Here is a 26385-nt window from a genome sequence, read left to right as displayed (position 1 = left end):
ACCTTCCCAACGGTATATTTACTCCCGACTGAGCAGAACGACGGACCTGGCAGTGACCGACAGAGCAGCGAGACGGAGGCGGCGATGAGACACGGCGAGCGGACAGGGGTGTACCGGTGATCGACCTCAGCTGCCTCGGCATCGACGCCCAGAGCTCGCAGGTGTACCGCTACCTCCTGGAGAACTCGGGGCGGGCCCACCCGGCCGCCGCGCCCGGGCTGCCCGCCGAGACGCTCGCCGCCGCGCTCGCCGCGCTGGCCGAGAGCGGGCTGGTGCGCCGCGCGGACGGGACCGACGGGACCGAAACGGCCGGCCGGGGAACCGGGGGCTGGACGGTGATCGATCCCGCCACCGCCGTGGAGCGGCTGATCGACCGGCGGTTCACCGAACTCAACGACGATCTGCGCCGGGTGACGGCCGTCCGGGCGGCCATCCCCGAGCTCTGCGCCACCTTCCGCAGCGGCCGGGCGCAGCCCGAGCCGATGGACATCGAGCGACTCGAAGGGCTCGCGGAGATCCGGGCCCGACTCGACGACCTGGCCTTCTTCGCCCGCCAGGAAGTGCTGGCTCTGCAGCCGTCCTTCTCCCCCGCCCTCATCGCGTGCTGCCGCCCGCTCGACCTGCGCTGCCTGCGCCGGGGCCTCTCGCTTCGCACGGTGGTCACCCGGGACGCCGTGGAGAACCCCGTCACCCTCTCCTATCTGAAGGAGATCATCGGCCTCGGAGCCCAGGTACGTGTCACCGACCGTGCCGTGGAGCGGTTGCTCTCCTATGACGGGAAGGTGACCGTGGTGCCCGTCGACCCGCAGGACACCGCACGCGGTGCGCTGGTGATCCGCCAGGCGGGCCTGGTCACCAGCATGGTCCGGCTCTTCGAGGAGATCTGGTCCTCCGCGCAGGACATCGCCGTCTCCACCGACGCGACCCCGCTCTCGCCGGCCGAGCGGCAGGTGCTGAGGATTCTCTGCGAGGTGGACAAGGACGAGGTGGGGGCCCGTCAGATGGGGGTCTCGCTCCGGACCTTCCGGCGGTACGTCGCCGATCTGATGCAGCGTCTCAATGCCGCGAACCGATTCCATGCGGCCATGCTCGCCAAGGAGGCGGGCTGGATCTGAGGCTCCACCGGTAGGCAGCCCGGCAACCACGACAGGGGCGCGAGGAACTGCGCGAAGCGGTAGGGCACAGGTCGGTGCCTGCCGATCTCGCGCAGTTCCTCGCGCCCCTGGGAGTACCCCGCAGCCCGGTTACCTGCCGGTGCTACTCCCAGCCGTTGCCGGGCATCGCCGCCATGTCTGCCTCCCTCCGCCCTCGGGCACTGACCAATCTGCCAGCCCGAGCGGACCGTACCGGCCGGTCGCGGCACCACCATGCTGCAGCGGGGCTGCAACATGCTGTCAGAGACCCGTGGAGCACAGCCGCCAGGCCCGGAGCGCCGGATCGGCCAGCGCCCGTTCGACCGCCTCGCGCAGCGCCGCCTCGTCCGGCGCGAGGCCGTACAGCTCCACCCGCCCGCCGCCGGCGGCCCGGAAGTCGGTGCGCCAGCAGGGCGGCAGCTGCGCGAGCAGCCGGGCCACACCGATCGGCTCCACCGCACCGGCGCGGGCGTCGTCGGTGCGGACGGTGACGGAGTGCGGGGCAGTGGGAGGCATCAACGCCCGGCCTTTCCGTGAGAGTTCGTTGGTACACCACCCTGCCCGCGCGCCGGGCCCGGCGGTCGGGATCCGGACGGCACCAAGCTGCCGACGGGTTGCAGCTTGCTGACATCGGAACGGGCCAGCTGATCGGCGACCACCGGGATCAGGTCGTCGACGCCGCCCCGGTAGAAGTGCCCTCCGCCCAGCACGAGTTCCCGGAAGCCCCGGTCGGTCAGCTCGGACCAGCCACCGACCAGCGAAGCGTCCACCAGCGGGTCCTCGGCGCCGCGCACCGCGACGACCGGACAGCCGACCGGCGCCGGCCCCGCCGGTCGGTACCGTGCCGCCGCCGTGATGTCGGCCTGGAGCACCCGTCCGAACAGCCGCCTGGCCACCGGGTTCTCCCGGATGACGGCGGGCAGCCCGCCCAAGGCGTCGACCCTCCCCCACAACTCCTCGTCCGGACCGGCCAGGTCGGCCGCTGTGGAGTGCAGCCACGGCGGAACCGAGGCGCTGACCACGAGGAACTGTGGCCCTCGTCCGTCTGCAGCCGCCCGGGCGGCCCAGGCAGCGCCCAACAGGGCGCCCATGCTGTGTCCGACCACGGCCCAGGGGACTCCCCGCTCGGGGGTGTGCTCCAGGAACAGCTCGTCCACGAGGGCCGGCAGCGAAGTGGCGAGCGGCTCTGCGAGTCGGCCGCCCCGGCCGGGGAGTTCGACCGCCACCATGTCGACCGGCAGCCCGGTGCGGGTGCGCAGCGCCTCGGGCCAGGCCCGGAAGACACCGGCGGACGCTCCGGCCGGGGGGAGCAGGAACAGCTTCACGCAGGGACTCCGACACCGGTCGCCGGGGCGATGGTCGCGAGCTCCGCCGCCACCACCCGGCCCAGTGCGCCGAGCAGCGCGGTGTCCTTGACCTCGTTGCCGAGCTGCGCGGTACGGCAGAGCATCTTGAACATGCGCCAGGCCTTGATCGCGTCGTTCAGCGACTCGATGAGCCGCTCGCCGCGGTCGGGCAGGACCGCCCACGGCTCCGTCGTCCGCGCGTGCGCCTCGACCAGGGCCAGGTAGGCCCGCTCGATCATCAGCGCCGTGGTGTAGGAGTTGGCGAGCTGGGCGTACCGCCGGGTGCCGGGCTCGTCCAGATCACGGGTGAACGCCTCCCGGTAGGCGTCGATCTGCGTCGCCAGCCGCGCCCGGTCCGCCAGGAAGTCGGCCACGGTCCGCTGCTCGCGCTCGAGCACGGCTCCGTCCGCGAGCCGCCGCTCGGCCTCCGCGCCGACGTGCAGCCGGTAGAGCGTGTCGTGCTTCTCGTACACGTGGAAGAGGTTCGAGCGCACGGACTCGACGAACAGCCGGCGGTCGAAGGTCAGCGCCAGGGTGCGCACGCCGACGTTGTCGATGCCGGTGTAGGTGTCCTGGTCGAAGTCGATGACCGTCACCTTGTGCCCGTTGGTGCGGTGCTCCTGCAGGTAGTACTCCTGGAAGTGCTCGTGGTAGTAGCTGTCCACCCGGGCGATGCAGTGGCCGTGCTCGCGCACCGAGGCCCTGATGGTGGCCTCGATGTCCCCGTCCACCGGCAGGTTGTGCTTCTCCACGCCGAACTCCCGGAGGAGGACGACGTCCCGTGCGGCCTCGCTGTCCAGCAGGTTCCGGCAGGTCAGCCCGCCCCAGTCGGCCTGGATCCGGGGCGCACCGGCGACCAGCAGGAAGGCGGCGAAGAGCCGGCTGGGCAGCAGCTGCGCCAGGCTCACCACATGGCAGTCGTAGTAGACGCTCTCCACGGCCTCCCACCGCAGACCGGTGGTCGCGGACTCGTGGCTGATCTGGCCGGCGTTCATGCGGGGCTCCCGTACTGGAGGACGAGCGTGGCGGGGGAACGAAAGCTGAACCCCTCGATGGGGTCGGGGTCGGGCTGCGCGAATCGCAGCCCCGGGCAGCGCTCCAGCAGGATCCGGAGTGCCGTGGTCACCTCGGCGAGCGCCATTCGGCGGCCCATGCACTGATGGCGGCCGGCGCCGAACGACAGGTGCCGCGCCGCGCCGGGGCGCAGCGGGTCGAAGACGTCGGGATCGGCGAAGACCCCGGGATCGCGGTTGGCGGAGCCGAGCAGGACGGTGAGCAGCGAGCCCCGGGGGACTTCGGTGCCCAGCAGTTCCCCGCCGGCCCAGATCCGCACGGTGCTGTGGATCGGCGGCTCGAACCTCAGGGTCTCCTCGACGATTCCGTCGAGGAGGTCGGGGTCCGCATAGGCCTGGTGGAGCAACTCGGGTCGGCTGCACAGGATATGGAGGACATTGGCGAGCAGCCGGTTGCTGGTGTCGATCGCGGCCGGGATCAGCAGCCCGATCTGGCGCACGATCTCGTCGTCGTCGACCTCCGCGCCCTCCGCGGCGGCGGCGAGGAGCTGCCCGATCACACTCCCGTCGGGTGCCGGGCGCAGCTCCTCGACCCGCCGGTGCAGCAGGCCGCGCATGCCCGCCCAGGCCGAGACGGCGGCTCTGCGGCTCTGCGCGGTCGCGGAGTCGAAGTAGGCGATCACCGCATCCGTGCAGGACTGGAACTCCGCGACGTCCTCGGTACGCACTCCGATGATCTGCGACATCACCCTGATCGGGACTTCGTTGGCGAAGTCGGCGACGAAGTCCGCACGCCCCCGGCCGGCCAGCCCGTCGATCACCTGGTGCACTGCCCCGGGGACGAGTTCCTCCAGGTAGCCGGGCACCGCCGGCGCCGCGAAGCTGCGTCCGGTGAGCGAGCGCAGTCTGGCGTGCTCGCTGCCCTCCACGTCCATCACGGTCCGGCCGAACAGCACCCGAGAGGCCCGGAACGGGCTCTCGACCGAGGCGTTCTTGTCCCGCAGGACGGCCCCGACCGCCTGATGGGTGGTCACGTAGTAGGTGCGGTCCGGCTCCGACCAGAGCAGCGGCCCCTCGGCGCGCAGCCGGGCATACGCCGGGTACGGGTCCAGGCGGAAGTCGCCCGAGTCGAGCCCGGGCATCGCCGTCATGACGCTCATCGGCCGGACTCCTCGACGACCGCGACGAACCGGAGCCGCCAGTAGTCGGCGTACCACCGGCCGTCGCGCAGCAGCTCGGGCGCGGCCAGTTCCCCGGCGCGCCGCAGCACCTCCGGGCGGTCGGCCTCGGGGACGTGCTCGATGAGCGCCCCGCCGAACATCCGGAGCCAGTCCACGACGCCCTCGGGGCAGTCGTCGAGGTCGGTCAGGCGGGGGAAGTGCTCCACGAGGCTGACCCGGAAGCCGTTGGCCTCCAGCAGGGCGCCGTACTCGGCGGGCTCGGGGAAGTACCACGGCACCCGCATGCCCTCGGCCAGTCCGCGTTCGGCCAGCGCGCGCCGGAGCGCGCCGATGACGGCGGCCACATTGTTGGCACCGCCCATTTCGGCGACGAAGCGGCCGCCCGGCTTCAGCGCCGCCCGCACCGACCGGACGACCTCGGCCGGCCGGGTCATCCAGTGCAGGGCCGCGTTGGAGAAGACCGCGTCGACCGGCTCGTCGACCTTGAAGTCGTGACCGTCGGCCAGGACGGCCGACTGCTGGAGCCTCCTGCTGGCCGCGACGACCATCTCGGGGTCGCTGTCCACCAGGACGACCTCGGCGCCACGGGCCCGGATCTCCTCCGCCAGCTCTCCGGTGCCGCAGCCCAGATCCAGGACGGTCTCCCCGGGTTGCGGGTCCAGCAGCTCGATCACGCCGCCCGCCAGGCGGGACACGTAGCCGAACTGGGCGTCGTAGCGGCCCGCGTCCCACTTCGACTGCTTGAGTTTCTGACTCATGGTCATCCTCTTCCGATCTGCATCAGCATGAGTTCGTCGGTGCCGCCGGCGAGCGCGAGGCCGAGGCCGTCACGCAGCGCCCGCTCGGCCCGGTGGCCGGTCCGGTATCCGTCGGCGCCGGCGAGTTGCAGCGCCTCGTCGGCCACCCGGCGCAGCAGCACCGAGGCGCGGTACTTGCACATCGCCGCGTACGCGGCGGAGCACGTTCCCTCGACCAGCAGCCGTACGCCCTGGAGGGCGGCGGAGCGCACCTCCGCGATCTCGGCGGACAGCTCGGCCAGGACGAAGCGCACGTGCTGGTTGGTCAGCAGCGGGGAGCCGAAGGTCTGGCGCTCCCGGGCTCCGGACACCGCGTCGTCCAGGACACCTGCGGCGAGCTCGGTCATCCGCAGCGAGAGCATCACCCGCTCGTGGATCCAGTGCCGCATCAGCATGAGCAGCCCGTGCCCGGCGGGCGCCAGCACCTCCAGCACCGGTGCCTGGTCCAGGACGATCGCTCCGGTGAGCCCGGTGTGGCCCGAGCCGGCGAGCGCCTCGATCTTGACGCCGCCGCCCCCCGCGGCGACCAGGAGCAGCGCGGGGCCGTTGCGTGCGCCGGTCGCGTGCTCGGGGTCGTCGGCGAGCACCAGGAGGAGGTCGGCGAAGGGCGCGTTGCTGATGAACCACTTCTCGCCGGTGACTGTGAGCTGCCCGCCCTCCCGCCGCACCACGGTGGACAGGGTGGACAGGTCGCTGCCGCCGTCGGGTTCGGTGGCCGCGAGCGAGATCGTGCTGGTGCCGTCCAGCAGACCGGCGAGGTGGGCCGGGTGGTGGGCGAGCAGGCGGGTGCCCACCTCCAGGTGGGTCAGCACGGCCGCTCCCGGTGCCCCGTTGCCGACCCGGGCGAAGGCCGAGTGCAGCTGGATGGCCCGGCCGAGCGCGAGGCAGAGCGCGCTGCGGCCCTTCTTCTCCGCCGCGGCCGGGTTCGGCCAGGCGTCGCGGAGCAGCCCGGCCGACCCGAGGGCCGCGATCAGTTCCCGTACCGGCGGGGTCGCCGGGTCCTCCCAGCGGTCGGCGGCGAGCAGTCCGGGGTGCGCCGCGATGAAGGCGGCGACGCGATCGGCGTAGTCCTGGTCGGGTGAGGAGGCCGGCTCCCGTCGCAGGGCCGGTGTCTCAGTCATCCCAGCCCGCCAGGCGCGCCAGTGTGGTCATCATCATTTCGTCCGATCCGGTGGAGATGGAGAAGAGCCGGGCGTCACGGAAGGCCCGGTTGGCCGGGTTGCTCGCGAGCTGACCGACGGAGCCGTGCAGGTGGAGGCACTCGCGGGCCACCGTCCGGGCCAGCCGGCTGGAGCGGAGCTTCACCGCGGCCGACGCGGACCGGTGCTCACCGCCGTTCTGCCAGCGGTCGATCGCCGTGTAGGCGAGCTGTCGGGCGCTCTCCACCTCCGCGCGCAGCCGGGACAGCCGGAACGCGACGTCCTGCCGGGTGCCGATCGGTGCCCCGAAGCTGGTGCGTTCGGCCAGCCGCTCCTGTGTCCGGTCGAGCAGCCGGGAGCTGATCGCCAGCGCACGGCAGGCCGAGATGATCCGCTCCTGCTCGAACTGCCGGAGCTGGACCACCAGACCGAGCCCGTGTCCGCCCAGGCGGTGCGCCTCGGGGACGAAGACCCGGTCGAACTCGACCGTCCCGGCGACTCCGGCGGCGCGCAGGCCGAGGGTCGGGGCGCCGGGAAGTGCCCGGACGCCCTCGACGTCGCCGGGCACCATCAGCAGGACGTGGCCGAACGGTCCCCTGGCCTCGGGCAGGCGGGCGAGCACCGCGAACGCGTCCGCGTAGAGTCCGCCGACCACCCAGCGCTTGGTCCCGCTGAGCAGATAGCCGCCGTCGACCGGGGTCGCGGTGGCCGCCACCGCGGCGACGTCCGAGCCGGCGCCCGCCTCCGAGACGGCATGGGCGAGTACGCTACGGCCGGTCAGCGCGGGGCGCAGGAACCGTTCGACGGCGTCCTCCCGCCCGCTGTCGGCGATCATCGGTGCCACCATGTCGTTGTGCACGGTGATCGCCATGCCGACGCTGTCGGAGGACAGGCCGCCGAGGCTCTCGGCGAAGACCGCGTGGTCCCAGGCACTGCCGCCCCGGCCGCCGACTGCCTCCGGGAAACGCATCCCCAGCCAGCCGCGGTCGGCCAGACCGGTCAGTACCTCGCGCAGCGGGAAGCGGCCTGCCGCCTCCCAGTCGGCGATCCGCGGTTCGACCTCGGTTGCCAGGTGGTCGGCCAGTTCGCGGCGCAGTTCCTCCTGCGCCGGGGTGAACCAGCCGGTCCGGGTACCTTGCAGAGTCATCGGGCACCCACCAGCTCGCGCAGCCGCACGGTGTCCGGCTTGCCGGAGGACAGCGCGGGGAATTCGGGGACGAAGACGAAGTCGCGGGGCACCATGTAGCGGGGCAGCATGCCCGCGACGTGCGCGACGAGGTCGGCGTCGGTGGCGCCGCCCTCGGTGCGGAGCCGGACCGCGCAGACCAGCGCCAGCCCGTCGCGCTCGTCAGGGGACGCGGCGGCGAAGGCCTGGGCGACCGCCGGGTGCGACTCGACCGCGCCCCGCACCTCGTTGAGGTTGATCCGGTAGCCGCGGACCTTGACCTCGTCGTCGGCCCGGCCGGCGAAGGCGATGACCCCGTCGGGACGCAGGTGCCCGAGATCCCCGGTCCGGTAGTACCGAGTGCCCTCGACCTCCTGGAAGGCGGCCCGCTCCTCCTCCGGCCGGTTCAGGTAGCCCGTCATCACCTGCGCGCCGGAGACGAGGATCTCGCCCGGCCCGTCCGCGGTCACCGTCCCGTCCGGTGCACGGAAGGCGATCCGCACTCCGGGCAGCGGCCGCCCGATCGGATAGGGCTCGGTGCGGCCGGGCTCCCGGCGGGCGATCGGCTCCGCAACCACCAGGCAGGTGGCCTCGGTCGGTCCGTACCCGTTGACGACCTCGACGTTCTCCGCTGCCGCCAGCCACGCCTGCACGGTGGCCGGGTTGAGGACCTCCGCGCCGGTCATGATCCGTCGCAGGCTGCCCAACTCCCTGCCGGTCAGGCCGTTCCCATGCTGTGCGAGCAGGGTCAGCGTCGAACCGACCGCCGCCATGTGGGTGACCCGCTCACGCTCGATCAGGTCCAGCAGCACGCCGGGCAGCGGCACGGCGGGGCCCAGATGCACCGTCGCGCCGTGGACGAGCGGGAGGAGCAGGTCGACGACGGAGACATCGAAGTGCAGTGCCGAGGTGTTCAGGCAGACCGCCTCGGGGCCGAGGTCGAGCAGCCCGCTCACCGCGCCGAAGAAGGCATCGAGCGCCCGGTGCGGGATGCAGACACCCTTGGGCCGGCCGGTGCTGCCCGAGGTGTAGAGCACATAGGCGAGGTCGTCCGGACCGACCGTGACGTCCCGCCAGCCGTCGAGCGAGGTCTGGTCCTCGACGGCCAGGACCGGCACCGGGGCGCGTACCGAGCCGAGCTCCGCCGCCAGTTGGTCCGCCTTCGGCCGGGCCGTCAGCACCGCGGCCGCCCCGGCGTCCTCGACCAGCGAGCGCCTGCGAGCGGGCGGCGCCGCCGGGTCCAGGGGGACGTACGCCGCCCCGGACAGCAGCACCCCGAGGATGGCAGTCACCGAGGCGATCGACTTCTCCCCGTGCACCGCGACCCGGTCGCCGGACCCGATCCCCCGCCGCTGGAGCCCGGCGGCGACGCCGCGGGCCTCGTCGAAGAGCTGTCCGTAGCCGACGCGGCGCCCCGGTACCGCCAGGGCGCACCGGTCGGGGGCGCTGTGCGCGTGGTCGGCAAGGGCCTTGAGGAGCGTGCCGGTCATCGGGCACTCCGCCGCGTGACGAGATCGATCAGCGCGGTCAGGCTCTCCAGCGCGTCGAGATCGTCCGCCTCGGCACCGAACTCCACTCCGAAGTCGCTGCTCAGACGGACGGTCAGTTCCACCGCGTCCAGCGAGTCCATGTTCAGGGCGCGCATGAAGTTGTCGTCGTCGGCCAGCTCCGGGCCGACCTCGCGCTTCTTGATGACACCGAGAGTCCGGATCAGGTTCTCTCGGACCGTGTCGGCCAGGACGGTGCTCATGTGTTCGCCTTCGCTCTCATGTGATGGGTGGTCTGTCGGTTCGTTCTCGATCGGGTTGCCGTGCGCGGCCGTCGCGCACCCGGCTGGGAAAGCACCGTCCACGCGACGGCGGCGGTGATCAGCGCGGTGCCGATCAGCGCACCGGGTGCCAGGCGCTCGCCCAGGAGGAGCCACCCCAGCAGGACGGCGACCGCCGGGTTGACGTACGCATAGGTGCTCGCCAGCCGCTGGTCCACCCGGGTCACCAGCCAGGTGTAGGCCCAGAAGCCGACCAGCGATCCCAGGAACACGAGGTGCGCCCCGGCGAGCCAGAAGGTCGGGGTGAACGACTCCGGCCGCAGGCGTGCCCACTCCCCGGTGACCGCGGACACGGCCAGCAGTGCCAGGCCGCCGGCGATCATCTGCACCGCGGCGCTCAGCGCAGGGCCCGGAGGGGGCCCGGCGGCACGGTCGGGCCGGCCCGCCAGGTGCCCGGCCACGGCCCAGACGGCGGCCGCCGCCAGCACCTGGAGGGAGGGGAGGAGCGGCCCGCGCTGGACCCCCAGCAGCAGGGCCACGCCGGCCAGGCCGCCGACGGCCACGGCCAGGTCGGTGACGGCCGGGCGTTGACCGGTCAGCGACCGCACCACCAGCATCCACAGCGGTACCGTCGCGAAGCACACGCCCGCGGCCGCCGACGCCAGGTGCTGTTCGGCGACACTGACCAGGCCGTTGGCGGCCAGGAAGTGCAGCACGCCGAGCAGTGCCAGCCTGCCTGTCCGGCCGCGCAACCGCTGCCTGACACCGGTGCGGTGACGCGAGCTCCACGCCACCGCCGCCAGCAGGATCGCGCCGGCGGCGGTGAATCTGACGCCGGCCGCGAAGAGCGCGGGGGCGGCCTGCACCATCACCCGGATGCCGAGGAAGGTGGAGCCCCACAGCACCCACACCGCCAGCAGCGCAGCGGTGACCTGGAGCCTCCGGCTCGCCGATGTCACCGGGCCTGGGCCAGGCTGTGGTCCAGGTAGCGGGCCGAGGAGTTCAGCCGCCACAGCGCACCCCTGGTCATCCCGCGCCTGGCCGCCGGGTCCGCGGCCGCAGGCTTGACCACGTTGGCGAACCAGCCGCTGGCGTGGTGTGCGTCGACCCCGATGTGGAGCTCGTGGTAGACGATCGCCGGATCCGGCAGCTCCAGGCGACGCCAGGCGTGCAGCACCTGCGAGAAGCGGTCCGGGACGAGCCACTCCGTCATCGCGAGAAAGCCGACCGCCTCGGGGAACAGGTACCGGTACCGGCAGCACAGGACGGCCAGGTTCCCGCTGAGCAGGGCTTCGGCCGAGAGACCGCCCGCCAGCTCGGCCTCGGTGATCCCGAACGAGTCGATGATGCGGCTGAACAGGAGCGTGTGCACCTGGGCGGGATCGCCGTTGCCCATCTCGTCCCAGAAGTTGGCCGCGATCTCCATCTTCTCGGCACCGCTGGTACCCAGCTGCATGAGCGCCAGGAGGTCGTCGAAGCGGGAGTCCACCGCCGACTCCTGCACCACGTAGGTGCGCAGGTCGGCCGGGGTCGCCTCGTTCCGGACGAACTCGTGGTAGTACGGGTGCTTGAAGGCCCGGTGCGCCCTGGTGAGGTCCTTGAGCCAGGGGACGTAATCCTCCATGTCCTCCGGGCCGCCGGACAGCGCCGACTCGTCCAGCCAGGCGTCCTCCGCCGCCATCGTGTCCAGCTCCAGGCGGCGGGTGACGGCGTGCAGCACGACCGACCCCTCCGCGGTGTCGCCGGTGGGCAGCTGCAGGTGCAGGGCGTAGATCCGGGAGAGCAGGTACTGCTGGGCGAAGAACGCGTCGCCGTCGCCGGCCGCGCGCAGGACGGCGAGCGACCCGACGGCGTCCAGCAGGTCGGCCTGTATCGAGGGCGAACCGAATGTGCGGTCCAGGTCCTCGGCACTGCGGACGAGCCACGGTGTGAACCAGCCGACGAATTCGCGCGGCGAATGGTCGCTGAACCGGGGTATCCCGGCGGTCAGCTCTTCGGTGACGACGGTGGCGGTGGCGGTTGCGGACATGATTCTCCTGCGTAGGTAATGAGAGGGAAGTCAGGCCGAGGACTTCTTGGCCGCCCTGCGGAGGAACAGGGCAATGAGCGCGACGCCCGCCACGGTGATGGCGACATCCACCGCCACACCTAGGCGGATACCGCCGAGAAGGGCGAGCGCCGGTGCGGTCGAGGAGCCGTACGAACCGGCTCCGGCCGCCACGATCGAGCTGAGAAGGGGGATACCGAGGGTGAAGCCGATCTGCTGGGTCAGCGTGGTCAGGCCGGTCGCCAGACCCTGCTCCTCGTCGGGGAGACCCGAGGTTGCCGTCACGTTGAAGGCCACGATGGCGGTGACGTTGCCGTAGAAACCGATGCCCAGGACGAGCAGCACCACGACGAACCAGTACTTGTCGCCGCTCAGGAACAGCAGGCCCACATTGGCCGCGGCCTGCACGACGAGTCCGCCGACCAGGGTGGCCTGGCTGCCGAAACGACCGATGATCTTCGATGCGCCCAGACCCGCGATCACCGCGGCCACTCCGGGCACCGCGAAGGCCAGCCCGGTCGCCAGTGCCGAGTAGTGCAGAACGTCCTGCAGGTAGAGGGTCATCAGGAAGACGACGGCGGTCTCCATGCCGAAGGCCAGGAACCGCCGAGGTTGCCCCACTTCACGGACGGTCGGTTGAGAATCCGGACCGGCGCCAGCGGGGCCTGCGCCTTCCGCTCGATCAGATAGAACGCGGTGAGCAGGACGGCCGCGCCGGCCAGCGACGCGAGGGCGATCGGGTCGGCCCAGCCGTTCGTGCCCGCGACGGTGAAACCGTAGGCGAGGGCGAGCAGCCCGGCCGTCACCGTGACCGCGCCCGGCACATCCAGCCGGACCTTGTCCGGAGTACGGCTCTCACCGATCACGGCCGGAGCGACCAGCAGCACCACGATCGCGATCGGGAGGTTGAGCAGGAAGGCCCAGCGCCAGGTCAGCACGTCCGTCAGCACGCCGCCGAAGAGGGCGCCGGCGGTGAAGCCACCGGACAGCAGGGCGCCGCCCAGCCCCAGCGCCCGATCACGCAGCGGGCCTTCCGGGAACGAGGTGGTGAGCAGGGACAGCGCGGCCGGGGTGGCCAGCGCCGTGGCCAGGCCCTGGAGGACCCGGGCGACGATGATCACCTCCTGGCTGTGCGCCAGGCCTCCGAGCAGCGAGGCCACCGCCAGCAGGGCCATACCCGCCAGGAAGACCTTGCGCCGCCCGAGCAGGTCGCCGAAACGGCCGAAGAGCAGGGTGAAACCGGCCGCGGGCAGCGCGAACGCGGTCGCGACCCACTGCAGGTTCTCCTTCGCGAAGCCGAGGTCCGTCCCCAGCGCCGGCAGCGCCACGTTGAGGATCGAGAAGTCGACCGTGAGCATGAACTGCGTGCCGAGCAGCAGCGCCAGGATCAGCTTGTGCCGGCGGGTCATCCGGTCGACCGGCGGGTCGACGGCCACGGGGGATTCAGCCAGGAGTGTCATTCGGGCGCTCGCTTTCTTGGTAGGGAATCAATCGGAATTCACCCGGGCGCCGAAGCTTTGACATGGACCGTCAACTCGGGTCATCAGAGCGACAGTTGTCGATTCGGGTCATCAATCCAGCGGCCCATTTCCGATACCGAGAACAATGCCCGCACCGTCGGGCGCTTTCCGGGGGTTGCGGGTGCAGCAAGATGCAGAGCGCGCTGCAGCAACATGTGAGGGGAGACTATGTACTAGTACATAAATTGGTTGCATCTAGTTCAATGCTGGGATAAGTTCCCGGCATGACCGCGAAGCTGCCTGCCCCGATAACCCTGACCGGCCGTCATGTCCGCCTGGAGCCGCTCGGCCACGCCCATGTGCCCGACCTCTTCGAGGCAGCCGGGCGGGACGAGGAGGTGTGGCGCTGGGTGCCGGTGCCCACCCCGAGGACCGAGCAGGAGCTCGCCGAGGTCGTCGACAGCCGGCTGCAGGACCCCGCCTGCGTCCCGTTCGCCGTCATCCGGCGGGACACCGGCCGCGCGGTCGGAGTGACCTGCTACTTCGACTTCAGCGCGACGGACGAGCTGCTGGAGATCGGCGGCACCTGGTACGGGCGCGCGGTCTGGCGCAGCGCCGTCAACACCGAGTCCAAGCTGCTGCTGCTCACCCACGCCTTCGAGGAGCTCGGCATGGGGCGGGTGATGTGGAAGACGGACCACCTGAACGAGCGCTCTCAGAACGCCATCCGCCGCCTCGGCGCCACGTACGAGGGGACGCTGCGGCGCCACCGGCGGCGGCCGGACGGCAGCTGGCGGGACAGCGTCGTCTTCTCGATGCTGCGCGACGAGTGGCCGGCCGCGAGGACGCGGCTGACGGAGCGGCTGGCCGCGGGCTGACGTGGCGGTCAGGCGGCCTGGCTCTGGTGGCCTGTGCTCAGGCGGCCTGCGCCTGGTGGCCCGTGCTCAGGCGGCCTGGCTCTGGTGGCCTGTGCTCAGGCGATGGCGGCGGCGACGATGGCCGCGACCGACACGTTGCAGGCGGCCGTGACCCAGACGGCCGGGTGCGGCTCGGGGTCGACCAGGACGGCACCGAGCTTGCCCGGCGTCAGCACGTCCAGCACCCAGAACGCCGCCGCCATCAGCAGCAGCCCGAGCACCCCGAAGCAGGCCGTGGCGGCCAGGCCCTTGGCGAAGTCGTCGTAGGTGTACATGATCGCCGTGAAGACGATCCCGCCGATACCGAGGAGGGCCGAGCTCAGCACCACGGCGGCGTTGCGGTTCCGCTCCACCCAGATCTGGTGACCGAGACGGCCGGGCGTCAGCGCGTCGACCAGGCCGACCCCGGCCAGCAGCAGTACCAGGCCGACCGCGCCGAAGGCGGCGGCCGTACCAAGGCCGTTGACGATGTCGTGCACGGTGGCCCCCGGGGTGTGCGTCGGACAGCGGGTCAAGGACCGGCAAAAGATATCCCATCGGATCGTCGTCCGAGTCACCCGCCAGCATCAACCGCCATGACGCAGTCCCCCGCTGAACCCGCCGAGCTGCGCCGCTCGGGCTTTGTGGCCCTCGGTATGGTCGGCACCCTCGCCCTGGCCCTGACCAGCTGCTCGTCCCAGCAGCTCCATCCGCTGCCGGACTTCGACGGCAACCGCACGGCGCTCGGCACCTGGGTGGTCGACGGTGAGGCGGCAGGACTGGGCATCCGGGAGACCGACGACAGCCCGATCACCCTCCCCCAGCCTTCGGCCGGGGGGACCCCCATGGGCGCCCGCTTCCTGCCGCACATCATCGCCTGACGGCCGGTCAGTGCTCCTCGTCGACCAGGTGGTCGACGCAGACCGCGACGGCGAGCAGCAGACCGGCGTCCGCGCCGTCCGAGATCTTCACGCCGTACGTGTCGCGGAGGCGGAACCACTTGCGGGAGATCTCGGCGATCCTGTCGCCGTCCGCCTCGATCTTGTACTCCTTGTCGATCAGGTCACCGTGGATCTCCAGCTCACCGCCGTCGGCGAGCTCGACGTGGTACTTGTCGCGGAACGGCGTGAACAGCTTCTTCCGTACGGTGGCGACCACGTCCCCCGAAGCGTTCTCGATCTTCATGGCGTCGCGGACGGTGAGCATCTTCTCCTTGATCACTGCGACCACCCGGCCCTCGGCGTCCTTCAGCTCGAAGGTGTCGCGCAGCCGCAGCACCTTGCCGTCCACCAGGTACGCCTTGTCGCCGTCCTCGTTCTCGATCCAGTAGTCGTCGCCGATCGCGAAGAGCCGTTCCTTCACCACGTACTTCATGCTGCGCTCGCCTTCGTCGTGTGCCGGTCGGTCGGTCTCGGACCATCCTGCTGGACGGAGGTCGGCTCCGGGTATCTGCGGCACGCCCCGGTTCTGCGACGGTTTCGACCCCGGCGGCGGTCCCGAGCTCAGGTCGCCCGGTGGCCGACCCGCCCTCACTCCCCGGTGGTGCCGTCGATGCGCTCGCGGAGGAGGTCGGCATGGCCGTTGTGCCGCGCGTACTCCTCGATCATGTGGGTGAGGACATAGCGGAGCGAGAACCCCTCGTCGCCGAAGTGGCCGACCACGTCGAGGGACTCGGCGGCGTCCACGATGTCCCGGGATCGCGCGCAGGCCTCACGCCAGACGTCGAAGGCCTCGCCCGGGTCGGCCTCGTCGACGTCGAACTCGGCGAGCTCGCCGTCCGGCCTGCGCCCCCAGTAGTTCCGGATGCCCTCCCCGTTCATCACGTTCCGGAACCAGGACCGCTCGACATCCGCCAGGTGGCGGACCAACCCGAGCAGGGACATGGCGGACGGCGGAACGGCCTTCTCCCTGAGCTGTTCAGTGGTCAGCCCGGCACACTTCATGGCCAGGGTCTGGCGCTGGTACTCGAGGAAGCCGCTCAGCGACACGCGCTCGTCGGCCACCCGCGAAGGCTCGGTTCTCTGCTGCTCGCTCATCGGGTGATCATGCCAAGCACAGCCCGAGTCCGGAACCGGATTTATGCGCTGCGGACAGGCGGCAAGCAGCAGAGCAGACCGCGCCCCAGGGGCTGAACCCCGCATCCGGAATGCGGACAGGGCCGGTGCGGTTTGATAGGGGCATGGCTTCTCGTGCACGCGTTCGCGCCCCTGAACTGGTCGGCAAGGGCGGATGGCTCAACACCGGTGGCAAGGATCTGACCCTTGCCGATCTTCGAGGCAAAGTGGTCGTCCTGGACTTCTGGACGTTCTGCTGCATCAACTGCCTCCACGTCCTCGACGAACTCCGGGAGTTGGAGGAGAAGCACCGCGACACCGTGGTGATCGTCGGCGTCCACTCGCCCAAGTTCGTGCACGAGGCCGACCACCGGGCCGTGGTCGACGCCGTGGCCCGCTACGAGGTGCACCACCCGGTGCTGGACGACCCGGAGCTGGTGACCTGGAAGCAGTACGCCGTCCGCGCCTGGCCGACGCTGGTGGTGATCGACCCCGAGGGGTACGTGGTCGCGCAGCACGCCGGTGAGGGCCATGCGCACGCGATCGCCAAGCTGGTCGAGGAGCTGGAGGCCGAGCACGGCGCCAAGGGCACGCTGCGCCGCGGCGACGGCCCCTATGTCGCGCCCGAGCCGGAGGCGGGCGACCTGCGCTTCCCCGGCAAGGCGGTCCGCCTGCCCGACGGCCACTACCTGGTCGCGGACTCCGGGCACCACTCGCTGGTCGAGCTGGCCGAGGACGGCGAGACGCTGCTCCGCCGGATCGGGGACGGCGAGCGCGGTTTCACCGACGGCCTCAACCCCCGCTTCAGCGAGCCGCAGGGCCTGACCCTGGTCCCGGCCGGGCAGGACCTCGGCTACGACGTGGTGGTGGCCGACACCGTCAACCACGCCCTGCGCGGCGTACGGCTGTCGGACGGCTCGGTCAGCACTCTGGCGGGCACCGGGCGGCAGTGGTGGCAGGGTTCCGCCACCCAGGGCCCCGCCCGCGAGGTCGACCTCTCCTCTCCCTGGGACGTCGCCTTCTTCGACGGCCGGGTCTGGATCGCGATGGCCGGGGTGCACCAGCTGTGGGCGTACGAGCCGGACGCCGAGACGATCTCCGTCGCGGCCGGGACGACCAACGAGGGCCTGGTCGACGGGCCGGTGGCCGAGGCCTGGTTCGCCCAGCCGTCCGGGCTGGCGGTCTCGGCGGACGGCGAGCGGCTCTGGGTCGCCGACTCGGAGACCTCGGCCGTCCGGTGGGTTTCACGTGAAACAAAGACCGTGCACACCGCCGTCGGCACCGGCCTCTTCGACTTCGGCCACCGCGACGGCGCGGCCGACCAGGCGCTGCTGCAGCACCCGCTCGGCGTGACCGTCCTCCCCGACGGCTCGGTGGCCATCGCCGACACCTACAACCACGCCCTGCGCCGCTTCGACCCAGCCACCGGCGAGGTCACCACCCTGGCCACCGACCTGCGCGAGCCCTCCGGCGCCGTCCTGGTCGGCGAGGACATCGTGGTGATCGAGTCCGCCCGGCACCGGCTGACGCGGCTGCGGCTCCCCGAGGAAGCCGTCCAAGTCGAGTCGGTGGCGCACCGCACCCAGCGTGCGGCGACCGAGGTCGTTCCCGGCACGCTCCGGCTGGACGTGGTGTTCTCGGCCCCCGCCGGGCAGAAGCTGGACGAGCGCTACGGCCCGTCGACCCGGCTGCTCGTCAGCTCGACCCCGCCCGAGCTGCTGGTCTCCGGCGGCGGCGCGGACACGGCGCTCTCCCGCGAGCTGGTCCTCTCCGACCAGCTGACGGAGGGCGTGCTGCACGTCTCGGCGATGGCGGCGTCCTGCGACGACGACCCGGAGATCGAGTACCCGGCCTGCCACGTCCACCAGCAGGACTGGGGCGTGCCGGTGAAGCTGACCGCCGAGGGGGCCACCCGCCTCCCGCTCGTCCTCGCGGGCATGGAGTAACCACAGCCAGGGGCGCGGGGAACTGCGCGCAGCGGAAGGGCACACGCCGTCCTCTTCCGACTTCGCGCAGTTCCTCGCGCCCCTGATCCCCCAGGTCAGCCCTCCAGGAAGGCCTTGATCGCGCTCGCCAGCAGGTACGGGTCGTCCGCTCCGCACAGCTCGCGCGCCGAGTGCATGGAGAGCGCGGCGATGCCGCAGTCCACCGTGGTGATGCCGAGCCGGGCGGCGGTGATCGGGCCGATCGTCGTGCCGCAGGGCATGGCGTTGTTGGAGACGAAGGTCTGCCACGGCACGCCGGCCTTCTCGCACGCAGCCGCGAAGACCGCGCGGCCGACGGCGTCGGTCGCGTAGCGGTTGTTGACGTTGACCTTGAGGATCGGGCCGCCGTTGGGCATCGGGTGGTGGCCCGGCTCGTGGCGCTCGCTGTAGTTGGGGTGGACGGCGTGGCCCATGTCGGAGGAGAGACAGACGGTGCCCGCCAGCGCCCGCGCCCTGTCCTCCGGCGTCCCGCCGCGCGCGTACACGCTGCGGTCCAGCACGTTGCCGAGCAGCGGGCCCTGTGCGCCGGTGTCGGACTCGCTGCCGGTCTCCTCGTGGTCGAAGGCGGCCAGCACCGGGATGTACGGCAGCTCGGCGCCCGCGACGGCGGCCAGGGCGGCGGTGGCCGCGTGCACCGAGAGCAGGTTGTCCAGACGCGGCCCGGCCAGCAGCTCGCGGTCCTTGCCCAGGTAGGAGGGCGGCTGGACGTCATGGGTCATCAGATCCCAGCCGACGATGTCCGCCGCCGCGACCCCGGCCTTCTCGGCGACGTACTCGATGAGTGAGCCCTCGGTCACCTCGCCGATCCCCCAGATCGGCGTCAGGTGGCGCTGCTTGTCCAGCTTCAGGCCCTCGTTGACCTGGCGGTCCAGGTGGATCGCCAGCTGCGGGACGCGCAGCAGCGGCTCGTCGATCTGCACCAGCACGGCGCGGCCGTCGCGCAGCGCGAGCCGGCCGGAGATGCCGAGGTCCCGGTCGAGCCAGGTGTTGAGCGGCACCCCGCCGTAGATCTCCACGGCGACCTGGCGCCAGCCGGCCGTGCCGGTGTCCGGGATCGGCTTGACCCGCAGGTTCGGCGAGTCGGTGTGGGTGCCGACCACCCGGAACGGCGTCTCGGGGCCCACGCCCTCGGGGACGTACCAGGCGATCAGCGCGCCGCCCCGGATGACGTACCGGCCGCCGGCCGCCGCGTCCCACGCGTCGGTCTCGGCGACCCGCCGGAAGCCCGCCTTCTCCAGCCGCTCGGCGGCGCTCGCCACGGCGTGGAACGGCGACGGCGAGGCGCTGAGGTAGGCGATCAGGTCGTCGGTGTGCGTTCGGTCGAAGGAGGCCGGGCGGGCGGCGGTCGACATGCTGCTCCTGGGTTGAGGGAGGACCGAAACCGGTTGGGGGGTTGGCTTCGCCCCACGAGCATATGCCCGTACACGGACATGACGCCGTGAACTCAAAAACGGTGACACAACGGTGAAAGGACGTTGCCGAACGCACAAAGGGGGCCTACGCGCTGTGCATAGGCCCCCTCTGTGCTGAGGGTGTGTCAGGCGGTCAGGCTGGGAGGCTTAGAACGCCTCCTCCGCGAGCTCCATGATCTCGTTGTCGACGCCCTCGGCGATCAGACGCTGCGGGGTGACGGTCGGCAGGATGTTGCGGGCGAAGAAGCGGGCCGCGGCGACCTTGCCCTGGTAGAAGGGGACGTCCTTCTCCGAGGCGCCCGCCTCCAGCTTCGCCAGCGCGACGGCGGCCTGACGGAGCAGCAGCCAGCCGACCACGACGTCGCCGGAGACCATCAGCAGGCGGGTGGTGTTGAGGCCCACCTTGTACATGTTCTTGACGTCCTGCTCGACCGAGGAGAGGTCCGCCAGCAGCTTGCCGACGATCGCCTCCAGGTCACCGGCCGCCTTGGCGAGCAGCTCGCGCTCGGCCGCCAGGGCGTCGCCGCCCTCGCCGGCGCCGAGGAACTTCTGGATCTGCTCGGAGACCGCGGTGAGGGCCTGGCCGCCGTCACGGACGATCTTGCGGAAGAAGAAGTCCAGGCCCTGGATCGCGGTGGTGCCCTCGTAGAGGGTGTCGATCTTGGCGTCCCGGATGTACTGCTCGATCGGGTACTCCTGCAGGTAGCCGGAGCCACCGAAGGTCTGCAGGGACTGGGCGAGCTGCTCGTAGGACTTCTCGGAGCCGTAGCCCTTGACGATCGGCAGCAGCAGGTCGTTCAGGCTCTCGGCGGCCTTGTCCTCCTCGCCGCGCAGGCGGGCGGCGAGCAGGTCGTCCTGGACGGAGGCGGTGTAGAGGACGAGGGCGCGCATGCCCTCGGCGTACGCCTTCTGCGTCATCAGCGAACGGCGGACGTCCGGGTGGTTGGTGATGGTGACGCGCGGGGCGGTCTTGTCCAGGAACTGCGAGATGTCCGCGCCCTGCACGCGCTCCTTGGCGTACTCGAGAGCGTTGAGGTAGCCGGTGGAGAGGGTGGCGATGGCCTTCGTGCCGACCATCATCCGGGCGAACTCGATGATCTTGAACATCTGGCGGATGCCGTCGACGGTCTCGCCGAGCAGCCAGCCCTTGGCCGGGTGCTTGGCGCCGAAGGTCATCTCGCAGGTGTTGGAGGCCTTGAGGCCCATCTTGTGCTCGACGTTGGTGGCGTAGACGCCGTTGCGCTCGCCGAGCTCGCCGGTCTCCCAGTCGAAGTCGAACTTCGGCACGATGTAGAGGCCGAGACCCTTGGTGCCCGGCTTACCGCCCTCGGGGCGGGCCAGCACCATGTGGATGATGTTCTCGGACATGTCGTGCTCACCCGAGGTGATGAAGCGCTTCACACCCTCGATGTGCCAGGAGCCGTCCTCCTGCTTGATCGCCTTGGTGCGGCCGGCGCCGACGTCGGAGCCCGCGTCGGGCTCGGTCAGCACCATGGTGGAGCCCCACTGCTTGTCGACCATGAGCTGGGCGACCTTGTGCTGCCCCTCGGTGCCCTCGTCGTGGACGACGCCGGCGAAGGCCGGGCCGGAGGAGTACATCCAGATGGCCGGGTTCGAGCCGAGGATCTGCTCCGCGTACGCCCAGATCAGGGAGGACGGGGTGACCTGGCCGCCGATCTCCTCCGGGATGCCCAGGCGCCACCACTCGGCGTCCATGTAGGTCTGGTAGCTCTTCTTGAACGCGGCCGGGATCGGCGCGGTGTTGGTCTCCGGGTCGAAGACCGGCGGGGTGCGGTCGGTCTCGATGAACGACGCCGCGAGGTCGTTCTCGGCGAGACGCGAGATCTCGCTGAGGATGTTCTTCGCGGTCTCGACATCCATGTCGGCGAACGGACCGGTGCCGTACACCTGGTCGCGGCCGAACACCTCGAAGAGGTTGAACTCCACGTCCCGCAGGTTGGACTTGTAGTGACCCATGGCCGTTATCTCCGGTTCGTCGCTTCCGGGGGTCCGCCGCTTCGAGCGCCCCACTTACCCACCAGTAGGCACCATGATGCTACCCGTTGGTAACTTGTTCAAGCCCTTCGAGGCGAAAGGGCTATGAACGTGGTCACGTCCCACAACCCGACCCGGTCCGGAATTGTCCGGAGGGCCCGCCCCGCAGCAGCCGTGCTCCCGATAGCCTGTGCACGTGTACGGCTACGAGCAGACCGCCTACCAGAGTGACCCCTACCAGCAGCAGGCGCAGCAGCAGGCAGGGATGAACGGCATGCCAGGACCCGGCCCGTACGGCGAGCCGCAGCCGCAGGCCGCACCCCAGCAGTCCCTGTACCCCGAACCCTCGCCGCCATCCCTCGCGGATGCCGTCCGGGCCTTCACCACGGGCTCGATGCCGGTCGAGGACTTCCAGGCCATCTTCATCACCTCCAAGGTGCACTGCCCGCGCGGCGACCGCCCCGGCTTCCTGGCGTTGCACAACACGCCCACGCCGGTGATCCCGATGTTCAGCTCGCTGAAGGAGCTGCGCCGGTACGCCGGCAAGGACTCCAAGCACTTCAGCGTGACCGGCGCCGAGATCCTGGACCTGCTGCCGACCGGGTACGGCTTCGCGCTGGACATGGAGGGCGAGCACCGGATGGTCTTCGACGCCAAGGCGGTCGAGCAGATGGTCGACTTCACCATGCGCCGGATGTACGGCTGACCCTGCCCCTGCTTCCCGTGCCGGGCACGGCCCCACCCATATGGTTCAACTTTCAACTTGCTATTGGTTGAGGATTGAACTAACCTGATCGATGTAGGCCACAGACCCCTGAAGGAGGCCGACATGCCCGCCGTGACCGTCGACAACCCGCTGACCCTCCCGCGCGTCGCCACCCCCGACCCCGCCGTCACGACGTCCCGGCCGGTCCTCACCGTGGTCACCGCCCCCGAGGGCTTCGAGGGCGAGGGCTTCCCCGTCCGCCGCGCCTTCGCCAAGATCAACACCAAGTACCTCGACCCGTTCATCATGATGGACCAGATGGGTGAGGTGGACTACGGAGCCGGCGAGCCCAAGGGCACCCCGTGGCACCCGCACCGCGGCTTCGAGACGGTCACCTACCTGATCGACGGCGAGTTCATCCACAAGGACTCGCACGGCGGCGGCGGGCACCTCGGCGGCGGCGACACCCAGTGGATGACGGCCGGCTCGGGCATCCTGCACATCGAGACCCCGCCGGAGTCCCTGGTGATGACCGGCGGCCTCTTCCACGGCATCCAGCTCTGGGTCAACCTGCCGGCGGCCGACAAGATGGTCGCGCCGCGCTACCAGGACATCCACGGCGGGCACGTGAAGCTGCTCTCCACCCCGGACGGCGGCGGCATCCTCCGCCTGATCGCCGGTGAGATGGGCGGCCACCAGGGCCCGGGCATGACCCACACCCCGATCACCCTGCTGCACGCCACCGTCACCCCGGGCGCCAAGATCACCATCCCGTGGCGCCAGGACTTCAACGCGCTGGCGTACGTGCTCAACGGCGACGGCACGGTGGGCAGCGAGGGCCGCCCGATCCGGACCGGGCAGGCGGCGGTGTTCGGCGAGGGCGACACGCTCACCATCGCGGCGGACGCCAAGCAGGACTCGCGGCACCCCAACCTGGACGTGATCATCCTGGGCGGGCAGCCGATCCGCGAGCCGGTCGCCTGGTACGGGCCGTTCGTGATGAACAGCCACCGTGAACTGGAGCAGGCCATGCGGGACTTCCAGTCCGGGGCCTTCGGGCACCCGATCGACTGAGGCCTGACGGCCTGACGCAACGGGTCAACCCATAGGGGCGCGGGGAACTGCGCGACATCGGAAGGTAAAGACCGTTGCCTTCCGCCTCGCGCAGCTCCCCGCGCCCCTTCTCGGGTTGGCCCGTTGCCTCAGTTCGCCGGGTCGGTGATCGAGTCGGTGCCGTTCTCGATGTGGCCGGCCAGGCGCCGCAGGAAGCCGTCGGAGGTGTTGGCGGTGACCGTCAGGTCGTACCAGCCCCGGTTGGTGGCGAAGGAGGCGCTCGCGCTTCCCCCGGCGGGCAGGCCGTACGTCCAGGGCCCGCCGGTCCCGTACGCGTTGTCGGTGACGGTGACCGTCGCCGCCGCACCGCCGGTGTTGCGGAAGGTCAGGTTGAGTTTGCCGTTGGCGGTGTCGTAGCTCGACGCCACCTCCAGCAGGGCCGCCCCGCCGGCGCAGGAGGTCGAGCGGTTGCCCTTGAAGCGGCGGTGGAAGCCGTTCGGGCCGTAGAGCGAGAGGTCGTACGCGCCGGTGGGCGTGCCCGCCGACCAGTAGTCGGAGACGGTGGCGCCCGCTCCGACGGTGTAGAGCCACGGCCCGTCGGTCCGGTACGCGTTCGGGTAGACGTAGTAAGTCACGCCCGCCGTACCGGTGTTGGTCATGTCGATCCAGAACTTGCCGCCCGAGCAGTCGGTCCGCCCGTTGGCGTTGGGCTGCCAGGGCAGTGCGCGGGCGGGCTTGGTGCCGCTCTCCTGGACCGGCACCGACTGGACGGCCGGGACGGTGGGCGCCGGGAGGGTGGAGCACTGGGTGTCGGCGTCGCCGACGTACCTGCTGGTGTCGGGCAGGGCCGGCCAGGCGGTGTTCTGGCTGCCGAAGCCGAACGCCGAGGTCAGGTCGCCGGCCACGGTACGGCGCCAGGCGCTGATGTTGGGCTCCTGCACCCCGAAGCGCTTCTCCAGGAAGCGGATGACCGATGTGTGGTCGAACACCTGGGAGTTGACGTACCCACCGCGCGACCACGGGGAGACGACGATCAGCGGGACGCGCGGACCGAAGCCGATCGCCTTGCCGTTGGAGATCTCGCCGGAGGTGCTCACCGAGCTGAGGCCCTGGCTGGTCGAGGCGGGCGGGATCGGCGGCGGGACGTGGTCGAAGAAGCCGCCGTTCTCGTCGTAGTTGAGGATGAAGGCGGTCTGCGACCAGACCGACTGGTTGGCCGCCAGCACGGCGAGCAGCCGGGCGCTGAGATCCTCACCGGCCGCCGGCTTGTAGTTGGCGTGCTCGGAGAGCGCGGCCGGGGCGATGATCCAGGAGACCTGCGGCAGCGTGCCGTTGTCGATGTCGTTCCTGAAGGCGGTCACCAGGTCGGGGACGGTGGCCATGCCCTTGTCGTAGAGCGCCGAACCCGGCTTGGCCTTCTTGAAGTTGGCGAACCAGGCGAGCGCGTTGTCGTCGAAGTTGTCGCTCTGCTGGTAGATCTTCCAGCTGATCCCCGCCGCCTCCAGCCGCTCGGCGTAGGTGGTCCAGGTGAACCCGGCGGTCGGCTCGGTGTTGTCCAGGACGGCCGACTGGCCGACCGAGAGGCCGTTGGAGCCGGTGAACAGGTGCAGCCGGTTGGGGTTGGTCTGGGTCAGCGTGGAACAGAAGTAGTGGTCGCAGATGGTGAAGTTCTCGGCCAGTGCGTAGTAGAAGGGCAGGTCGGCGCGGTTGAAGTAGCCCATGCCGAGGCCCGGGGTGCGGGCGGTGTTCCACGCGTTGTACTTGCCGTTGTTCCAGATCGCGGTGTCCACCGGATAGCTCATCGCGGGCGCGTTGGCGCAGATGGCGCTGGTGGTGGCGGTGTCCATGTGGAACGGCAGGATGTAGCCGTCCGCGTTCGAGTACGGCTGGTAGAGCGCCGGCTTTCCGGTCGGGAGCTTGATGGCGTTGCGGTCGGCGAAGCCCCGGACGCCCTTCATCGTGCCGTAGTAGTGGTCGAAGGCGCGGTTCTCCTGCATGAAGATCACCACGTGCTGGACGTCGTTGATCGTGCCGGAGACGGCGGGCGCGGCAAGGGCCTGCTGCAGCGACTCGGGGAGTACGGAGAGCGCGGTACCTGCGGCCGCGGCGGCACCGGCCAAGCTGATGAACTTGCGTCGCGAAAGGGGATCCACCTGAACTCCTTGGGGCGGCGAAGTTGTGCGGACAAGTTCCTGCGACTTGTCTGGCCAAGTTTTTCCGCCGTGGGCATGGCGAAGCCACCCCCGTGCAGTGAACTGCTCCGGTCCGCGCGATGAAGTACGCGTTGCCCGTTCGGAGCGGTGCCCGTCGGGGTCAGATCAGCGCGTACAGGGCCGAGGCGTCGTCGTGCGGCTTGCCGCGCGGCCAGCGCTCGCACCGGACGTCGGACCGCTCCACCGCCCGCACCTGGGCGATCAGCTCGGCCGGGCCGGACTCGGCGAGCAGGCGCAGCGCGTCCGACCAACTGCCCAGCTCGAAGCGGTCGGTGTAGCGCGAGGCACCGTCGGTCACCGCGGCGACCGCGTGCAGCTCGGAGAGCAGCACGAAGCCGGTCTCCGCGTGGCCGGCCGCCTTGGGGGAGGCGGCGGCGATCCACGGCCCGTGACCGGTGTTGCGGGCCGCCCGGACGGCCAGCGCGTAGCGCATGTGCAGCGCCTCGCGCTCGGCCGAGCCCGGCACGGTCGCCCAGACCTGGCGGCGGAGCTCCTCGCCGCCGGGGAAGCGCTGGTTGTCCCCGATCACCCTGGGCGGACCGTCCTTCAGGTGGAGGACGAGCAGCGAGTCGCCCAGCACCAGGTACTCCAGCGAGCTGCCGTGCAGCCGGGCGGCGGCCACCATGGCCGCGGGGGTGTTGGGGTGCGCCAGGTCGCAGCGGCCGCCGTGCAGTGCGGCGGTCTCGGCGATGGCGTCGGACAGGCACTCGGCGATGGACCGGTCCGAGCGGTCGGTGAGCCGGGCGAGCAGGTGCACCCCGAGCCGGCGGACGTACCAGGCGGTGCCGTGCCGGCAGCCGGACTCCAGTCCGACCGGCGAGCTCGAACCGTCGAGCAGCACCAGCGCCTCCGGCGATGCGGCCGCGAAGTCCTCGCTCTCCCGGCCCGGTCTCTGCGGTTCCCCCGCGAGCTGTACGTGCATTCCGCCAGTGTGGCGGGCCCTCGGAGCGGGCGACAGGCTTCGGTCGGTGATCCCTCTGGCGGGTGAGAGCGGTGGCGGGAGGACAATTATGGACATACCG

24 protein-coding genes and 1 pseudogene are annotated in these 26385 nt (G+C 70.9%); 6 read left to right on the top strand and 19 right to left on the bottom strand.

What is annotated here, in order from left to right; all coding sequences use genetic code 11:
• Positions 1-116: 116 nt before the first annotated feature.
• Positions 117-1115 carry a helix-turn-helix domain-containing protein gene (locus tag FB465_RS19145; protein WP_145792246.1) on the top strand — a complete coding sequence of 333 codons (999 nt, stop codon included), beginning with the start codon at positions 117-119 and terminating at the stop codon, positions 1113-1115.
• 279 nt (positions 1116-1394) lie between these two features.
• Here FB465_RS19145 and FB465_RS19140 read toward each other — a convergent pair whose 3' ends face one another.
• The 12 genes and pseudogenes from FB465_RS19140 to FB465_RS19090 form a co-directional block, all read right to left on the bottom strand.
• Positions 1395-1649 (bottom strand): hypothetical protein, encoded by a 255-nt coding sequence (locus FB465_RS19140; protein ID WP_145792245.1) that lies wholly within the window; start codon positions 1647-1649, stop codon positions 1395-1397.
• Positions 1649-2458 (bottom strand): thioesterase II family protein, encoded by an 810-nt coding sequence (locus FB465_RS19135; protein ID WP_170290637.1) that lies wholly within the window; start codon positions 2456-2458, stop codon positions 1649-1651. The genes FB465_RS19140 and FB465_RS19135 overlap by 1 nt, the downstream gene beginning before the upstream one ends.
• A complete protein-coding gene (locus FB465_RS35895) occupies positions 2455-3474 on the bottom strand; it encodes a hypothetical protein (RefSeq protein ID WP_170290636.1) in 1020 nt (339 codons plus the stop codon). Before FB465_RS35895 ends, FB465_RS19135 begins: the two co-directional genes overlap by 4 nt.
• Complete coding sequence (locus FB465_RS19130; RefSeq protein ID WP_145792241.1) at positions 3471-4652, bottom strand: cytochrome P450; 1182 nt, start codon at positions 4650-4652, stop codon at positions 3471-3473. The genes FB465_RS35895 and FB465_RS19130 overlap by 4 nt, the downstream gene beginning before the upstream one ends.
• Complete coding sequence (locus tag FB465_RS19125; RefSeq protein WP_145792240.1) at positions 4649-5431, bottom strand: class I SAM-dependent methyltransferase; 783 nt, start codon at positions 5429-5431, stop codon at positions 4649-4651. Before FB465_RS19125 ends, FB465_RS19130 begins: the two co-directional genes overlap by 4 nt.
• 2 nt (positions 5432-5433) lie before the next feature.
• Entirely contained in the window at positions 5434-6591 is a 1158-nt protein-coding gene (locus FB465_RS19120) for an acyl-CoA dehydrogenase family protein (RefSeq protein ID WP_145792238.1), read from the bottom strand.
• The gene (locus FB465_RS19115) at positions 6584-7756 is read right to left on the bottom strand and encodes an acyl-CoA dehydrogenase family protein (protein WP_145792236.1); all 1173 of its coding nucleotides are present in this window, start codon (positions 7754-7756) and stop codon (positions 6584-6586) included. Before FB465_RS19115 ends, FB465_RS19120 begins: the two co-directional genes overlap by 8 nt.
• Positions 7753-9264, bottom strand: a complete 1512-nt coding sequence (locus tag FB465_RS19110) for an amino acid adenylation domain-containing protein (RefSeq protein ID WP_145792235.1) — start codon at positions 9262-9264, stop codon at positions 7753-7755. Before FB465_RS19110 ends, FB465_RS19115 begins: the two co-directional genes overlap by 4 nt.
• Positions 9261-9524, bottom strand: coding sequence for an acyl carrier protein (locus FB465_RS19105; protein ID WP_145792233.1), 264 nt, complete (start codon positions 9522-9524; stop codon positions 9261-9263). Before FB465_RS19105 ends, FB465_RS19110 begins: the two co-directional genes overlap by 4 nt.
• Positions 9521-10501, bottom strand: a complete 981-nt coding sequence (locus FB465_RS19100) for an EamA family transporter (protein ID WP_170290635.1) — start codon at positions 10499-10501, stop codon at positions 9521-9523. The genes FB465_RS19105 and FB465_RS19100 overlap by 4 nt, the downstream gene beginning before the upstream one ends.
• Complete coding sequence (locus FB465_RS19095; protein WP_145792230.1) at positions 10498-11571, bottom strand: iron-containing redox enzyme family protein; 1074 nt, start codon at positions 11569-11571, stop codon at positions 10498-10500. The genes FB465_RS19100 and FB465_RS19095 overlap by 4 nt, the downstream gene beginning before the upstream one ends.
• Positions 11572-11601: 30 nt before the next feature.
• A pseudogene (locus FB465_RS19090) lies at positions 11602-13049 on the bottom strand (MFS transporter).
• A gap of 284 nt (positions 13050-13333) precedes the next feature.
• Here FB465_RS19090 and FB465_RS19085 point away from each other — a divergent pair.
• The gene (locus tag FB465_RS19085) at positions 13334-13927 is read left to right on the top strand and encodes a GNAT family N-acetyltransferase (protein WP_145792229.1); all 594 of its coding nucleotides are present in this window, start codon (positions 13334-13336) and stop codon (positions 13925-13927) included.
• A gap of 95 nt (positions 13928-14022) precedes the next feature.
• Here FB465_RS19085 and FB465_RS19080 read toward each other — a convergent pair whose 3' ends face one another.
• Positions 14023-14445 carry a DUF350 domain-containing protein gene (locus FB465_RS19080; protein WP_145797441.1) on the bottom strand — a complete coding sequence of 141 codons (423 nt, stop codon included), beginning with the start codon at positions 14443-14445 and terminating at the stop codon, positions 14023-14025.
• A 96-nt stretch (positions 14446-14541) separates the two neighbouring features.
• Here FB465_RS19080 and FB465_RS37960 point away from each other — a divergent pair, with 96 nt between their 5' ends.
• Positions 14542-14826 carry a glutathionylspermidine synthase family protein gene (locus FB465_RS37960; protein ID WP_425461190.1) on the top strand — a complete coding sequence of 95 codons (285 nt, stop codon included), beginning with the start codon at positions 14542-14544 and terminating at the stop codon, positions 14824-14826.
• A gap of 7 nt (positions 14827-14833) precedes the next feature.
• On the opposite strand, the gene FB465_RS19070 is transcribed toward FB465_RS37960, so the two are convergent.
• Positions 14834-15319 carry an LURP-one-related/scramblase family protein gene (locus FB465_RS19070; protein WP_145792227.1) on the bottom strand — a complete coding sequence of 162 codons (486 nt, stop codon included), beginning with the start codon at positions 15317-15319 and terminating at the stop codon, positions 14834-14836.
• A 155-nt stretch (positions 15320-15474) separates the two neighbouring features.
• On the bottom strand, positions 15475-15981 hold the full coding sequence (locus FB465_RS19065; RefSeq protein WP_145792225.1) for a DinB family protein: 507 nt from the start codon (positions 15979-15981) through the stop codon (positions 15475-15477).
• A 143-nt stretch (positions 15982-16124) separates the two neighbouring features.
• Here FB465_RS19065 and FB465_RS19060 point away from each other — a divergent pair, with 143 nt between their 5' ends.
• Complete coding sequence (locus FB465_RS19060; RefSeq protein ID WP_145792224.1) at positions 16125-17945, top strand: NHL domain-containing thioredoxin family protein; 1821 nt, start codon at positions 16125-16127, stop codon at positions 17943-17945.
• 95 nt (positions 17946-18040) lie between these two features.
• Here the strand turns inward: FB465_RS19060 and FB465_RS19055 are convergent, their stop codons facing one another.
• Positions 18041-19336 carry a M18 family aminopeptidase gene (locus tag FB465_RS19055; protein WP_145792222.1) on the bottom strand — a complete coding sequence of 432 codons (1296 nt, stop codon included), beginning with the start codon at positions 19334-19336 and terminating at the stop codon, positions 18041-18043.
• A 207-nt stretch (positions 19337-19543) separates the two neighbouring features.
• Positions 19544-21373, bottom strand: coding sequence for an acyl-CoA dehydrogenase (locus FB465_RS19050; protein WP_145792220.1), 1830 nt, complete (start codon positions 21371-21373; stop codon positions 19544-19546).
• 214 nt (positions 21374-21587) lie between these two features.
• On the opposite strand from FB465_RS19050, the gene FB465_RS19045 reads away from it, so the two are divergent.
• Positions 21588-22097, top strand: coding sequence for an SseB family protein (locus FB465_RS19045; protein ID WP_145792219.1), 510 nt, complete (start codon positions 21588-21590; stop codon positions 22095-22097).
• Positions 22098-22220: 123 nt separating this feature from the next.
• Positions 22221-23171: a pirin family protein gene (locus tag FB465_RS19040; protein ID WP_145792217.1), complete on the top strand. Its 951-nt coding sequence runs from the start codon at positions 22221-22223 to the stop codon at positions 23169-23171.
• A 128-nt stretch (positions 23172-23299) separates the two neighbouring features.
• On the opposite strand, the gene FB465_RS19035 is transcribed toward FB465_RS19040, so the two are convergent.
• Both FB465_RS19035 and FB465_RS19030 read right to left on the bottom strand, forming a co-directional pair.
• On the bottom strand, positions 23300-25303 hold the full coding sequence (locus FB465_RS19035; RefSeq protein ID WP_145792215.1) for a phosphocholine-specific phospholipase C: 2004 nt from the start codon (positions 25301-25303) through the stop codon (positions 23300-23302).
• Between the two features lie 160 nt (positions 25304-25463).
• Complete coding sequence (locus FB465_RS19030) at positions 25464-26285, bottom strand: protein phosphatase 2C domain-containing protein (protein WP_145792214.1); 822 nt, start codon at positions 26283-26285, stop codon at positions 25464-25466.
• Between the last annotated feature and the right edge of the window lie 100 nt (positions 26286-26385).

Origin of the sequence: Kitasatospora atroaurantiaca, from assembly GCF_007828955.1 — a bacterium.
Lineage (GTDB): Bacteria > Actinomycetota > Actinomycetes > Streptomycetales > Streptomycetaceae > Kitasatospora > Kitasatospora atroaurantiaca.
This window is presented reverse-complemented; position numbering and strand designations above follow the sequence as displayed.